Here is a 12,864-nt window from a genome sequence, read left to right as displayed (position 1 = left end):
CAGAGGGTGTGGCGCCCACCGCGGCAGCGGCGGGGCCGGGGCATGTCGCGCACCGGACCACATGATCCGGCACGGAGTGCCTAGGGGAGGGTAACGACCGTCGCGGCGTACACGAGACCCGCCCCGAATCCGATGACGAGCGCGGTGTCGCCGCTCTTCGCCTCGCCGGTCGCCAGGAGCCGCTCCATCGCGAGCGGGATCGAGGCGGCCGAGGTGTTGCCGGTGGTGCGCACGTCACGGGCGACCGTGACGGACTCCGGCAGCTTGAGAGTCTTCACCATCGAGTCGATGATCCGCTCGTTGGCCTGGTGCGGGATGAAGACGTCCAGGTCGGCCGAGGTGATGCCGGCCGCGTCCAGCGCCTGCTGGGCGACCTTCGCCATCTCGAACACGGCCCAGCGGAAGACCGCCTGGCCCTCCTGGGTGATCGCGGGGAACTTGGCGACCTCGCCGGAACGGTAGTCCGTCCACGGCACGGTCTGCTTGATGGTCTCCGACTTGTCGCCCTCGGAGCCCCAGATCGTCGGGCCGATCGCCGGCTCCTTGGCGGGGCCGACCACCACCGCGCCCGCGCCGTCGCCGAACAGGAAGGCCGTCGAGCGGTCCTCCAGGTCGGTGAGGTCCGACAGCCGCTCCACGCCGATGACCAGCACGTACTCGGCGGACCCCTCGACGATCATGCCCTTGGCGAGGGTGAGGCCGTAGCCGAAGCCCGCGCAGCCGGCCGAGATGTCGAAGGCGGCGGCCTTGGCCGTGCCGAGCTTGTCGGCGATCTCGGTGGCGACGGCCGGCGTCTGCTTGAAGTGCGAGACGGTCGAGACGACCACCGCGCCGATCTGGTCGGCCGTGATCCCCGCGTCGGCGATCGCCTTGCCGGACGCCTCGATCGACATGGCGGCGACGGTCTCCTCGTCGTTCGCCCAGTGCCGGGTCTCGATGCCGGAGCGCGAGCGGATCCACTCGTCGGACGAGTCGATCGTCTCGAGGATCACCTCGTTGGGCACCACACGGGTGGGCCGGTAGCCGCCCACGCCGAGGATGCGCGCGTACGGGGCGCCCTTGCTGGGCTTGATCTTCGACATGATCGTCGACTCCTTGTCAGGCACGGTGCTCGGCGATGACCTCGCGGGCCGCGTCGAGATCGTCGGGGGTCTTCAAGGCGAACGCTCGTACTCCGGGCAGGGCGCGCTTGGCCAGACCGGTGAGGGTGCCGCCCGGGCACACCTCGATCAGCGCGGTGACGCCGAGCTCCTTGAAGGTCTCCATGCACAGGTCCCAGCGGACCGGGTTGGCGACCTGGCCGACGAGCCGGTCGAGGATCTCGGCGCCGGTGGCGACGGTCCGCCCGTCCTTGTTGGAGACGTAGGGGACGGTCGGGTCGGCGGGCGCGAGCTCCTTGGCCGCGGTGGCCAGCGTGTCGACGGCGGGCGCCATGTGGTGGGTGTGGAAGGCGCCGGCGACCTTGAGCGGCACGACCTTGCGCACGCCCTCGGGCTTGTCCTCGTTCAGCGCGGCGAGCTGCTCCAGCGTGCCCGCGGCGACGATCTGCCCGGCGCCGTTGACGTTCGCCGGGGTCAGGCCCAGCTTCTCCAGGTGCGCCACGGAGACCTCGGGGTCGCCGCCGAGCAGCGCCGACATGCCGGTCCCGGTGACCGCGGCCGCCTCGGCCATCGCCAGGCCGCGCTTGCGGACCAGGCTCAGCGCGTCGGTGTCGTCGAGGACACCGGCGAAGGCGGCGGCGGTGATCTCGCCGACGCTGTGGCCCGCCACGGCGTCCGGGAGGATGTCACCGAGTGCCGCCGCGGACAGGATCCCGGCGGCGACGAGCAGCGGCTGCGCCACCGCGGTGTCCCGGATGGCGTCCGCGTCGGCCTGGGTGCCGTAGTGGGCGAGGTCCAGTCCGATGGCGTCCGACCACGCGGCGACGCGGTCGGCGGCACCGGGCAGTGCGAGCCAGGGGGTCAGGAAGCCGGGCGTCTGGGCGCCCTGGCCGGGAGCGACGAGTACGAGCACTCTCACACTCTCTCTTGAGGGCGGCCACGGCCGCCCGTGGGGACAAGGACGAAGAACGGCAGGGGGTTTTGTGGGCCCCCGACAAAACGCTAGGTCTGGGGATCTCCATCGACCAGACGCCCCAGGATCAGCGCGATGCGCAAGGTGAACGCCGAGCGTACATCCGACGGTGACCAGCCGGTGACGTCAGTCACACGTCGGAGCCGGTAGCGCACGGTGTTCGGGTGGACGAAGAGCATCCGGGCCGCCCCCTCCAGACTGGACGCCTGTTCGAGGTAAACGGAGAGCGTCTCCAGCAGCGCGGAGCCCGCCTCCTCCAGCGGTCTGTAGATCTCCTCCACCAACTGCTCGCGGGCGCTGGGGTCCCCCGCGATGGCGCGCTCCGGAAGCAGGTCGTCCGCCAGGACCGGCCGCGGCGCGTCCTGCCAGGCCGAACACGCCTTCAGCCCGGCCGCGGCCGCCTGCGCGGACCGGGTCGCGGCCAGCAGATCGGGCACGACCGGTCCGGCGACGACCGGCCCGGCCGCGAACGGCCCGATCAGCGACTTGGCCACGGCGAGCGGATTGTCGCTGCCGCCCGCGATGACGACGAGCCGGGAGCCCAGCACGCCGGTCAGCACCTGGAGCTTGGCGTGCCGCGAGGCCCTGCGGATCGCCTCCACCGTCAGCTCGGAGTCCCCGTCCGGGGCGGTCCCGAGGACGACGCACACATGCTCCGGCGCGCTCCAGCCGAGCGCCGCGGCCCGGCTGACGGCGCCCTCGTCCGCCTCGCCGCTGAGGACGGCGTTGACGACGAGGGACTCCAGCCGGGCGTCCCAGGCACCGCGTGCCTCGGCGGCCTGGGCGTAGACCTGGGCGGTGGCGAAGGCGATCTCCCGGGCATAGACGAGGAGCGCCTCCCGCAGCACGTTCTCGTCGCCCGGAGCGGCGACCTCGTCGATCGCGGACTCCATGACCTCGATGGTCGTCCGCACCATCTCCACGGTCTGCCGCAGCGTGATGGCCCGGGTCAGCTCCCGCGGCGCCGTGCCGAAGACGTCCGTGGAGATGGCCTGCGGCGCGTCGGGGCGCCGGAACCACTCGGTGAACGCGGCGATGCCCGCCTGGGCGACCAGCCCGATCCAGGAACGGTTCTCCGGGGGCATCGCCCGGTACCACGGCAGGGTCTCGTCCATCCGCGCGATCGCCTGGGCGGCGAGGCTGCCGGAGGACTTCTCCAGCCGCTTCAGGGTCGCGGAGTGCTGATGGACGCCGTGCGCTGCGGCTTGTGGATGGCTGGCTTCGGGTTCGGGCACGGGGACAAGACTGCCTCATCGCCCCCCGCGCACGCGTGGCCGGGTCGAGGGTGGGGGCTCCGCGCACCGCGCGGCGGGTCTACCGTGGTCGGCGTGATGGACGTACGCCGCGCCGACGGGCGCTACCGCGGCGGGGACCCGGCGGCCGGGATCGAGACCCGTCACGCCTTCTCCTTCGGCCCGCACTACGACCCCGACAACCTCCGCTTCGGCGCGCTGATCGCCTGCAACGAGGAGCGCCTGGCGCCCGGCGCCGGCTTCGACGAGCATCCGCACAGCCACACCGAGATCGTGACCTGGGTGGTCGAGGGCGAACTGACCCACCGGGACTCGGCCGGCCACGAGACGGTCGTCCGCCCCGGGGACGTCCAGCGCCTCAGCTCGGCGGGCGGCGTCCGGCACGTCGAGCGCAACGACGGCTCGGGCCCGCTGACCTTCGTGCAGATGTGGCTGGCCCCCCTGGAGCCCGGCGGCGATCCCGCCTACGACGTCGTGCGCGGCATCGCCGACTCCACCCCGTACGCCGTCCCGGAGGCGGGCGCGCTGCTGCACCTGCGGCGGCCGGCGGCGGGGGAGCGCAGCGCGCTGCCCGACGCCGCGCGCGTGTACGTGCACGTGGTGCGCGGCGCCGTGCGGATCGGACGGCACGAGCTGGGGCCGGGGGACGCGGTGGGCGTCACGGACGGGAAGGACCTGGAGCTGGTGGCGGGGGAGGGGCCGGCGGAGGTACTGGTGTGGGAGATGGCGGGGTGAGCGGGCGGAGGCCTGCGTCCTAGCGGAGCCCGTCCACGAAGGCCCGCCAGGCGTCCGGGCCGATGAGCAGCGCGGGCCCGGTGGGGTTCTTGCTGTCGCGCACGGGGGCGGCGGTGGGGAAGCCGGCAGCGACCTCTACGCATTCGCCGCCGTTGCTTCCGCTTTGACTTGCACCTCGGGCTGAAGCCCGAGGATTCTGGCCTTCTCGATCGTTGCTGTGCCGCTACGCGGTACGGGGTTCGGTCGGGAATCCGTGGCTTCCTGTTTCTTCGCGCTGTGCCGGGATTGCTCCTGGTCTTACCGGCGCTTCGCAGGCCGATACCGCCAGTCCGGCGGCCGTCTTCACGTTGATCGCGGCATTGGTGTCCCGGTCGTGGACGGTGCCGCAGGCAGTACAGGTCCATTCCCGGATGTTCAGGGGTTTGGGGCCGTCCTTGACACCGCAGGCGGAGCAGGTCTGGGAGGTGGGCTCGAACCGGCCGATCTTGACCAGGGTGCGGTCGTACCGAGCGGCTTTGTATTCCAGCATGCCGATGAACGAGGACCATCCGGCGTCGTGCACGGACTTGGCCAGTTTCGTGCGGGCCAGTCCCGCCACCGACAGGTCCTCCACGGCGATCCCTTGGTTCTCGGAAATCAGCTTCGTGGAGAGCTGGTGGTGGAACTCACGGCGAGCGTCGGCAACTTTGGCGTGGGCGCGGGCGACCTTGAGGCGGGCCCTGGCCCGGTTCTTCGATCCGTTCTGCTTGCGGGACAGCTCCTTCTGGGCCTTCTTCAGCTTCTTTTCCGCGCGCCGCAGAAAGCGCGGGGAGTCGATCTTCGTGCCGTCGGAGAGGACTGCGAAGTGAGTAAGGCCGAGATCGATACCGATCGTGCGGTCGGTCTGCGGCATCCGGGTCACGTCGGCGGCGGGGTCGGTGTCGATGACGAAGGAGGCGAAAAATCTGCCGGCCGCGTCCTTGACGACGGTGACCGAGGTGGGGGTGGCGGGCAGGGTTCGGGACCATTTCACCTTTACCGCGCCGATCTTCGGCAGGCTCAGGCGGCCGCTGTCGGTGATGTTCCAGCGGGCGTTGGCGGTGAACCGGATCGACTGCCGTGTGTCCTTGCGGGACTTGAACCGTGGTGATCCCACCTTCGGTCCCTTACGCGTGCCTTTGAGGGAGGCGAAGAAGTTGCGGTACGCGCTCTCGGCGTCCCGCAGGGACTGCTGGAGCACCACCGAGGAGACCTCGCCGAGCCAGGACCGCTCGGCTGTCCGCTTCGCCTCGGTGATCAGCTTCCGGGACAGCTGACCGGCCGTCGGGAACGGCTGCTCGGCCTTTCGGGCGTCTTCACGGGCGCGGACCGCGTCGTTGAACACGACACGGGCGCACCCGAACGCCTTCGCCAACGCCCGCTGTTGGCCGGTGTCCGGGTACAACCTGAAGGAGTACCGGAGCTGCATGACCGTCACGATACATACTTGGGTTATGGGCGACATGCAGAAGATCAGAACTGGTAGGCACTGCGCTTTCGTGATGCACGTCCACTTGGTCTTCGTGACCAAGTTCCGCCACAAGGTGTTCACCGATGCCCACTTGGGGCGTATGGAGGAGATCATGCGGTCGGTGTGTACGGACTTCGAGTGCGACCTGGTGGAGTTCAACGGTGAGGACAACCACGTCCACCTGCTGGTGAACTTCCCGCCCAAGGTCGCCGTGACCAAGCTGGTCAACTCCCTCAAGGGTGTCTCCTCCCGAAGGCTCCGCCAGGAGTTCCCCGACCTGGTGCGCCACTACTGGCGGGCCAACAAGCTGTGGTCCGGGTCTTACTTCGCCGGAACCGTCGGCGGTGCCCCGCTCTCCGTGGTCAGGCAGTACATCGAACAGCAGAACCGGCCGGTGTGAGCACCGCCCGGTTTCACCGGGAGAGGCCCTCGCGACGCTCCGCGCCGCAGGCGACGAACCGCAGTGTCCGGAGCCGCCGGACCTGAGTCCGCGACGCTCCGCGTCGCCACTGTCAGATTCGCTTCACCACCGGCCTGAAGACCGATGCACCGCGAATAAATTCCGGTAGCTGGACTTACGCCACCGCGCGCTCTCTAAGCGTTGTCCCGTAACTGCTGGTCAGAGGTGAGATGATCTTGCCGTGGCTGGTGTGATCACGGCGTCGGAGCCGTCCTGGATACCCCCGTTCACCGGGCTGGGCCCGCGTCAGTTCGGCAAATTGGTCACCGCGCTGCGGCGCGAGGGTGCGGATCCGGTCCGCAAAGGCCGGCCCTGGAGCCTGCCGCTGGAGGACCGGGTCCTGCTGGTCGCCGCGTACTGGCGCACGAACCTCACCCTGCGCCAACTGGCGCCGCTGTTCAGGGTGTCGAACTCGGCCGCGGACCGCATCATCGACCACCTCGGCCCGGCACTCGCGCTCCAGCAGCGCAAGAGGTTCCGCAAGGACACCGTGCTGATCGTGGACGGCACCCTGGTCCCCACCCGCGACCACCAGGCGGCCGAGCAGTCGAAGAACTACCGGCACTCCACCAACCACCAGGTCGTCATCGACGCCGACACCCGGCTCGTCGTCGCCGTCGGCCGGCCGCTGCCCGGCAACCGCAGCGACTGCAAGGCATGGGAGCTGTCCGGCGCCAAGGACGCCGTCGGCCACACCACCGTCATCGCCGACGGCGGCTACCGCGGCACCGGCCTGGTCATCCCCCACCGCCGCGAGAGAGGCCAGACCGACCTGCCCGAGTGGAAAGAGGAACACAACAGCTCCCACCGCAAGGTCCGCGCCCGCGTCGAGCACGCCTTCGCCCGCATGAAGACCTGGAAGATCCTCCGCGACTGCCGCCTGAAAGGCGACGGCGTCCACCACGCCATGCTCGGCATCGCCCGCCTTCACAACCTCACCCTCGCCGGGTGACGAGGAAACAAGCAGGTCAATGACCATGTCGTAGATCATTTACGGGACAACGCTTAGGCTGGGATTGTTCTCCATGGCGCTCCTCCACGACGCGGGCGCTCAGTGCCGCTGAACCCTCGACGGAGAGGGCTGCGGTCGGAACAGCTGTGACAGGCAGCGCGGGCTAGCGGAGCCCGTCCAGAAAGTCCCGCCAGGCGTCCGGGCCGATGAGCAGCGCGGGCCCGGCGGGGTTCTTGCTGTCGCGGACGGGGACGGCGCCGGGGAAGCCGTCGGCCACCTCGACGCAGTCGCCGCCGGTACTGCCGCTGTAGCTGGACTTACGCCACCGTGCGTTCTTCAGACCGGGGCCGTTCTCCATAACGCTCCTCCATGACACGGGAGATCAGTGCGGCCGAAGCCTCGACGGAGAGGGCGGCGGCCTGGAGATGAGCGTAACGGCGTGCGGCTTCCCTGATGGTCTCAGGGTTGGCGGTCATATGACCGGAGATGAGGTCCTCCGTGTAGATGATGTCTGGATGGTCGTCGAAGCGGAGAAGGTTGAATGCTCCGTCCAGGCTCGTGTGTTCACCGGACCGGAACGGCAACACCTGGATCCGCACCCACCGGTGGCCGGTGAACTCCAACAAGCGGGTCAGTTGCCCCCGCATGACCTCGCGGCCGCCGACCGGCCGGTGTAGTACGGCCTCGTCGAGGATCGTCCAGGCCAGCGGCGGCTGTTCGCTCTCCAGGATGCGCTGACGCTCGACCCGGGCCGCGACCAGCCCGTCGAGGTCGTCCGGCATGCCGGTGGCCAGTACGGCCCGCGCGTACTCCTCCGTCTGCAACAGCCCGTACACCAACTGCGCCTGGTACGTGGAGATGTACGCCGCCTTCGCCTCCCCCTCCGCGTACGGCTGGAACCAGGTGGGCAGCTGGCTGCGCAGTACGAGGCCGATCAGCCGGGAGAAGACCCCGTCCGTGCCGAGTGCCGCGTCCACCCGCTCGGAGAAGTCGCGGGTGGGGATCTTTCTCGTGGTCTCGATCTGGCCGACCAGTGAGCCCGTGCAGAAGATGATCTCGCCGAGCTGGCTCTGGCTGAGGCCGTGCGCCTCGCGCTGGCGGCGCAGCTCCCAGCCGTAGTAGTCGAGCGGGGAAGCGCTGGGGTCGAGCGATTGGATGTTGGCCACTGCGGTGCCTCCGGCCCTGCAACGCCTCGCGGCGTTCGTCTCGGTCGGTGGCCGAGCGTAACCGGTCCGTCGCGCTGTGGTGACGTGAATCACGCAACTGGTCCGCAGGCGACGGACGTACGTCCTCTCGGGAGTCCCTTCACTCCTCCGAGCCGGGGTCCTCCGCGTTGCGCCAGACCGTGATGTCGACGGAGACGTAGTCGCTGGGGTCGGTCTCCGGTGCGCTGCCCTGGAAGGTGACCAGGGCGATGTGGCCGGAGGGGGTGTGCACGCACATCTGGGAGCCCTTGGAGAGCTGGGAGAGCTCGACCTCCGTTGTGTACCGGGTCTCGCTCCGGCAGGTGGCGAGCGAGCCCTTCTGCGCGTTGTTCAGCAGGACGACCTTCTCGCCGTAGCTGCCCAGCAGGGGGTTGTTGTCCCAGCCGCCCGAGTCGTAGTAGTAGAGGTCGGCGACCTCCTCGTACCGGGGGCTGCTGCCGTCGGAGGCCTCGACCGGCTTGGGCGGGGAGTCCGCGAACCGGACGTAGTAGCTCTCGGGGATGTTGACGCCCTTGTAGGTGACCGGCGTGGGATCGGGCGTCGGTTCGGCGCTCGCGGAGCTGCTGCTGTCGCTCCCGCTCCCGCCGCTGGTGGAGGAGCCGCTGCTGCTGGAGTCGTCCGACGAGTCGTCGACACTGCTGATGAACGACGCGCAGCTGCCCAGCCAGAACAGCCCGGCCACCACCGCGACGCCGATCCCGATCCATTTCCCGGCGTTGTTCCTGGGCGGCGGGACCGGCTGCGGCCGCCAGCCGGGCTGCGGGACGCCCGGCTGCTGGACGAAGGGCGGCCGGGGCCCGGTGGGCGCGCCGTACTGCGGCTGGAACGGGGGCTGGTACGGGGCCTGCGGCGGGGGCGGGGTGCCGGGCGGTCCGTACGGGTGCGCCGGCGGGACGTGGGTGGCCGCGGCCGTGGGCGCCGCGTGCATCGGGGCCTGCGGCGGGGTCATGTCGGGGCGGGTGACCGGCGCCGTCGGCGCGGGGGCGGCCGGAGCGGCCGTCGGTGCGGCCGCCAGCGCGGCCGACGCCGACACCCGCTGGGTGATCTCCGCGGCGATCGCCTCCGGCAGCCACGACCCGGACTGGCGCAGCGGTGTCGGCGACGCCTGCTGGCACAGGGCGATGATCTCGGCGGGGGAGGGCCGCTCGGCCGGGTCCTTGGCCAGGCAGCGCGCGATGAACCCCAGCTGCTCGGGCAGCCCGGTCAGGTCGGGCTCCTCGTGGACGATCCGGTACAGCACCGCGTGCGAGGGCCCGTCCCCGTACGCGCCGGTGCCGCGCGCCGCGAACGCGGCCACCTGGCCGAGCGCGAACACGTCGGAGGCGGGGGTGACCGGCCTGCCGGAGGCCTGCTCCGGCGACATGAAGGCCGGGGTGCCGACGGAGACGCCGGTGCCGGTCAGCGCCGTGGCGTCGGCGGCCCGCGCGATGCCGAAGTCGATGACGCGCGGACCGTCGGAGGCGAGCAGCACGTTGGACGGCTTGAGGTCGCGGTGGACGATGCCCGCGCCGTGGATCACCGACAGCGCCTCGGCCATGCCCGCGAGCAGCAGCAGGACCGACGGCACCGGCAGCGGCCCGTGCTCGGCGACGGCCGAGGCCAGCGAGGGACCGGCCACGTAGGCGACGGCCAGCCACGGCTGGGCGCCCTCGGTGTCGTAGTCGATGACCGGCGCGGTGTAGAGGCCCTGCACGCGCTGGGCGGCCTTGACCTCCTGCTGGAACCGGCGGCGGAACTCGGGGTCCTCGCTCAGCTCCGGCCGGATCGTCTTGAGGGCGATGGGGTGCCCGCCGGGCGTGTACGACAGGTACACCGTGCCCATGCCGCCCGAACCGAGCCGTGCCGCGAGGCGGTAGCTCGCCACGCCGGCCGGATCGCCGCTCTCCAACGGGCGGAACCGTGCGTCCTGTTGTGCCCCTGCCATCGCTCTCCCCCGAGATCCGAACGGATGCCGTGCAGAGGGAGAGTAGCCGAGACGATCAACGTACCGGGCCGGAGCCCTCGACCTCCGCGAGGACCGCGTCCGTGAAGACGGGCCACACCTCGGCCGCCCACGGCCCGAACGCCCGGTCCGTCAGCGCGACGGCGGCGATCCCGGCGTCGGGGTCGATCCACAGGAACGTCCCGGACTGCCCGAAGTGCCCGAACGTCCGCGGCGAGGACGAGGCCCCCGTCCAGTGCGGCGCCTTGGAGTCCCGGATCTCGAAGCCGAGCCCCCAGTCGTTGGGGTTCTGGTGGCCGTACCCCGGCAGCACGCCCTTGGTGCCCGGGTACTGCACGGTCATCGCCTCGGCGACGGTGCGCGGGTCGAGCAGCCGCGGCGCCTGCACCTCGGCCGCGAACCGCAGCAGGTCCTCGACCGTGGACACCCCGTCCTTGGCGGGGGAGCCCTCCAGGGAGGTCGCCGTCATACCGAGCGGCTCCAGCACGGCCTGCCGCAGGTACTCCGCGAACGGGATGTCCGTCGCCTTGGTGATGTGGTCCCCGAGCTGCTCGAACCCGGCGTTGGAGTACAGCCGCCGCTCCCCGGGCGGGGCCGTCGTGCGGTGCTCGTCGAAGGCGAGCCCCGAGGTGTGCGCGAGCAGGTGACGCACCGTCGCCCCGGCCGGCCCGGCGGGTTCGTCCAGCTCGACGGCCCCCTCCTCGTACGCGACGAGCGCGGCGTACGCGGCGAGCGGCTTGGTGACCGAGGCCAGCGGGAAGCGCTGTCCGGCCGGCCCGTGGACGCCCAGGACGGTACCGTCGGCCCGTACGACACCCGCCGCGGCGGAGGGAACCGGCCAGTTCTCGATCAGCGCGAGGCTCTTCAGCGACATGGCCATGAGCCTACCTTCGGACTTTGTGCCGCATTCGCTTGCTTGGAGCGCACTCCAAGGTCATAGCGTGGAGTCCATGACGGTGTTGCAGACCACGCCCGTGACCCCCGAGCGAGCCCCCACCCCCGCAGACGTCTGCTCGGCCCCGCCACCGCGGCATCCCCGCCCCGACGGGCAGGACAGCTACACGATCAGCGAGGTGGTCGCCTTCACCGGCCTGACGGCGCACACCCTGCGCTGGTACGAGCGGATCGGGCTGATGGCCCACGTCGACCGCTCGCACACCGGCCAGCGCCGCTACAGCAACCGTGACCTGGACTGGCTCGACCTCGTCGGCAAGCTGCGGCTGACCGGCATGCCGGTCGCCGACATGGTCCGGTACGCCGAGCTGGTCCGCGCGGGCGACAGCACGTACGGCGAGCGGTACGAGCTGCTGGAGGCCACCCGGCGGGACGTCCAGGCCAGGATCGCCGAACTCCAGGACACGCTCGCCGTGCTCGACCGGAAGATCACGTTCTACTCGGACGCCCGGCGCGTCCACGCCTTCGAGGTGGAGAGGACCCGATGACCGACAGCAGGATCCCGACGGTACGACTCGGCGACGGCGGCCCCCCGGTGGGCGTCCAGGGCCTCGGCTGCATGGGCATGAGCTTCGCCTACGGCCCCTCGGACGCCGAGGAGTCCCGGGCCGCCCTGGAGCGCGCGCTGGAGCTGGGCGTCACCCTCTACGACACGGCGGACGCGTACGGCGCCGGCGAGAACGAGCGCTTCCTGTCCCCGTTCTTCCGGGCGCACCGCGACGAGGTGGTCATCGCCACCAAGTTCGCCTTGTCCATCCCGCCGGACGACCCGACCCGGCGCGTCATCCGCAACGACCGCCCCTACGTCCGCCAGGCCGTCGAGGCGAGCCTGAGCCGCCTGGACGTCGACGTCATCGACCTCTACTACATGCACCGGCGCGATGTGAACGTGCCGATCGAGGAGACGGTCGGCGTGATGGCCGAGCTGGTGCGCGAGGGCAAGGTCAAGCACCTCGGCCTGAGCGAGGTCACCGCCGCCGAACTGCGCGCGGCGCAGGCGGTCCACCCGATCGCCGCCGTGCAGTCGGAGTGGTCGCTGTTCAGCCGGGACATCGAGGACCGCGTGGTGCCGGCCGCCCGTGAACTGGGCGTCGCCCTCGTGCCGTACTCCCCGCTCGGCCGCGGCTTCCTCACCGGTTCCTTCGCCGACGCCGAGCAGGACCTGACCCCCGACGACTTCCGCCGCCAGCAACCCCGCTTCACCGGCGAGAACGCGGCCGCGAACGCGGCCCTGCTGGAGCCGCTGCGCGCGCTGGCCGCGGCCCACGGCGCGACCCCGGCCCAGATCGCCCTGGCCTGGGTCCAGCACCGCGCCGACGTGCACGGCCTCCCCGTCGTCCCGATACCGGGCACCCGCCGGCCGGGACGCGTGGAGGAGAACGCGGGGGCGGTGGACATCCGGCTGACGGAGGAGGAACTGGCCCTGCTGGAGCCCCTCGCGGGGAAGGTGGCGGGCGACCGCTACGCGGACATGACGTTCACCTCCGCCGGACGCGAGTGACGACGCGAGAGTGACCACACGCGAGTGACGACACGCGAGTGACCACACGCCAGTGACCACACGCGAGTGACGACACGCAAGTGACTACAGCTCCGCCAGCAGCTCGGCCTTCTTCACGGAGAACTCCTCGTCGGTGACCAGCCCGGCCCGGTGCAGCTCCCCGAGGTGCCGGATCCGGTCGGCGACGTCCGCGGGGTCCCGGCGGCGGCCCGCCAGGCGCGGCCCCGCCCCCCCCCGGACCGCCCCCCGCGCCCCCCCCCAACCGACCCCCCCCCCCACCGCCCCCCCCAAACGCCACCA

At 71.1% G+C, this 12,864-nt stretch carries 14 protein-coding genes and 1 pseudogene; 5 read left to right on the top strand and 10 right to left on the bottom strand.

The window, feature by feature from the left end; all coding sequences use genetic code 11:
- Positions 1-80: 80 nt before the first annotated feature.
- The 3 genes from ACFV9M_RS00945 to ACFV9M_RS00935 form a co-directional block, all read right to left on the bottom strand.
- Positions 81-1,082: a ketoacyl-ACP synthase III gene (locus ACFV9M_RS00945; protein WP_385062196.1), complete on the bottom strand. Its 1,002-nt coding sequence runs from the start codon at positions 1,080-1,082 to the stop codon at positions 81-83.
- A 16-nt stretch (positions 1,083-1,098) separates the two neighbouring features.
- Complete coding sequence (locus tag ACFV9M_RS00940) at positions 1,099-2,013, bottom strand: ACP S-malonyltransferase (protein WP_385062194.1); 915 nt, start codon at positions 2,011-2,013, stop codon at positions 1,099-1,101.
- A gap of 89 nt (positions 2,014-2,102) precedes the next feature.
- Positions 2,103-3,308 (bottom strand): PucR family transcriptional regulator, encoded by a 1,206-nt coding sequence (locus ACFV9M_RS00935; protein WP_385062192.1) that lies wholly within the window; start codon positions 3,306-3,308, stop codon positions 2,103-2,105.
- Positions 3,309-3,404: 96 nt separating this feature from the next.
- Here ACFV9M_RS00935 and ACFV9M_RS00930 point away from each other — a divergent pair, with 96 nt between their 5' ends.
- The gene (locus ACFV9M_RS00930) at positions 3,405-4,061 is read left to right on the top strand and encodes a pirin family protein (protein WP_385062270.1); all 657 of its coding nucleotides are present in this window, start codon (positions 3,405-3,407) and stop codon (positions 4,059-4,061) included.
- 19 nt (positions 4,062-4,080) lie between these two features.
- Here the strand turns inward: ACFV9M_RS00930 and ACFV9M_RS00925 are convergent.
- Together ACFV9M_RS00925 and ACFV9M_RS00920 are read right to left on the bottom strand one after the other, a co-directional pair.
- Positions 4,081-4,221: pseudogene (locus ACFV9M_RS00925) on the bottom strand (DUF397 domain-containing protein); the annotation flags it as partial.
- Between the two features lie 63 nt (positions 4,222-4,284).
- Positions 4,285-5,508, bottom strand: coding sequence for an RNA-guided endonuclease InsQ/TnpB family protein (locus ACFV9M_RS00920; protein ID WP_385062190.1), 1,224 nt, complete (start codon positions 5,506-5,508; stop codon positions 4,285-4,287).
- Positions 5,509-5,533: 25 nt separating this feature from the next.
- Here ACFV9M_RS00920 and tnpA point away from each other — a divergent pair, with 25 nt between their 5' ends.
- Both tnpA and ACFV9M_RS00910 read left to right on the top strand, forming a co-directional pair.
- Positions 5,534-5,950: an IS200/IS605 family transposase gene (gene tnpA / locus ACFV9M_RS00915; protein ID WP_385062268.1), complete on the top strand. Its 417-nt coding sequence runs from the start codon at positions 5,534-5,536 to the stop codon at positions 5,948-5,950.
- A gap of 241 nt (positions 5,951-6,191) precedes the next feature.
- Entirely contained in the window at positions 6,192-6,962 is a 771-nt protein-coding gene (locus ACFV9M_RS00910; protein ID WP_385062188.1) for a transposase, read from the top strand.
- A 163-nt stretch (positions 6,963-7,125) separates the two neighbouring features.
- On the opposite strand, the gene ACFV9M_RS00905 is transcribed toward ACFV9M_RS00910, so the two are convergent.
- From ACFV9M_RS00905 to ACFV9M_RS00890, 4 genes are all read right to left on the bottom strand, one after another.
- Positions 7,126-7,320 (bottom strand): DUF397 domain-containing protein, encoded by a 195-nt coding sequence (locus tag ACFV9M_RS00905; RefSeq protein ID WP_385062186.1) that lies wholly within the window; start codon positions 7,318-7,320, stop codon positions 7,126-7,128.
- The gene (locus tag ACFV9M_RS00900) at positions 7,280-8,128 is read right to left on the bottom strand and encodes a Scr1 family TA system antitoxin-like transcriptional regulator (protein WP_385062184.1); all 849 of its coding nucleotides are present in this window, start codon (positions 8,126-8,128) and stop codon (positions 7,280-7,282) included. The genes ACFV9M_RS00905 and ACFV9M_RS00900 overlap by 41 nt, the downstream gene beginning before the upstream one ends.
- Positions 8,129-8,267: 139 nt before the next feature.
- The gene (locus ACFV9M_RS00895) at positions 8,268-10,091 is read right to left on the bottom strand and encodes a serine/threonine-protein kinase (RefSeq protein WP_385062182.1); all 1,824 of its coding nucleotides are present in this window, start codon (positions 10,089-10,091) and stop codon (positions 8,268-8,270) included.
- Between the two features lie 55 nt (positions 10,092-10,146).
- Positions 10,147-10,983 (bottom strand): serine hydrolase domain-containing protein, encoded by an 837-nt coding sequence (locus ACFV9M_RS00890; RefSeq protein ID WP_385062181.1) that lies wholly within the window; start codon positions 10,981-10,983, stop codon positions 10,147-10,149.
- 76 nt (positions 10,984-11,059) lie between these two features.
- On the opposite strand from ACFV9M_RS00890, the gene ACFV9M_RS00885 reads away from it, so the two are divergent.
- Both ACFV9M_RS00885 and ACFV9M_RS00880 read left to right on the top strand, forming a co-directional pair.
- On the top strand, positions 11,060-11,551 hold the full coding sequence (locus ACFV9M_RS00885; RefSeq protein ID WP_385062180.1) for a MerR family transcriptional regulator: 492 nt from the start codon (positions 11,060-11,062) through the stop codon (positions 11,549-11,551).
- Entirely contained in the window at positions 11,548-12,564 is a 1,017-nt protein-coding gene (locus tag ACFV9M_RS00880; protein WP_385062179.1) for an aldo/keto reductase, read from the top strand. Before ACFV9M_RS00885 ends, ACFV9M_RS00880 begins: the two co-directional genes overlap by 4 nt.
- 84 nt (positions 12,565-12,648) lie before the next feature.
- Here ACFV9M_RS00880 and ACFV9M_RS00875 read toward each other — a convergent pair.
- Positions 12,649-12,864 (bottom strand): SHOCT domain-containing protein (locus tag ACFV9M_RS00875; RefSeq protein ID WP_385102296.1); only part of this gene is annotated, 216 nt, incomplete at its 5' end.

Source organism: Streptomyces sp. NPDC059895 (assembly GCF_042731035.1).
Taxonomy (GTDB): domain Bacteria; phylum Actinomycetota; class Actinomycetes; order Streptomycetales; family Streptomycetaceae; genus Streptomyces.
Note: the sequence above shows the minus strand (reverse complement) of the source record. Positions and strands in the feature narration are given on the sequence as shown.